Below are 291 nucleotides of genomic sequence, written 5' to 3' on the forward strand. Positions count from 1 at the left end.
AGAAGAATCCTCCCGCAAGGGTCACCTCCGGCAACTTGTTCACCGTAAGCTGGATGTTGGCAATGGCCGGGCAGCCCGTTACCGACAGCCTGTTGATTACCAGCGCATAGATCATCCTAGTACCCGTATGGTAAGGGTTAAGGCCCGTGATTGCCTGCGGGTTGGTCGACGTTATGCCCAGGTTGCCGTCGGCCTGTGCCTTGGCAAGGTCGTCATAGTAGTGTACCGTAAAGTCCCCTACCGGCTGGGTGCCCAGTACCGTGGCATCGAACGCCGTAAGGTCGAAGTCCG

The 291-nt window shown here is 58.1% G+C and carries 1 protein-coding gene; it reads right to left on the reverse strand.

The genetic code is table 11. The annotated features are described in order from the left end of the window. On the reverse strand, positions 1-291 hold a 291-nt coding region (locus tag FJA49_RS18265), incomplete at both ends, for a hypothetical protein (RefSeq protein ID WP_158629419.1).

Origin of the sequence: Flavobacterium microcysteis, assembly GCF_006385255.1 — a bacterium.
In the GTDB taxonomy this organism is placed as follows: domain Bacteria; phylum Bacteroidota; class Bacteroidia; order Flavobacteriales; family Flavobacteriaceae; genus Flavobacterium; species Flavobacterium microcysteis.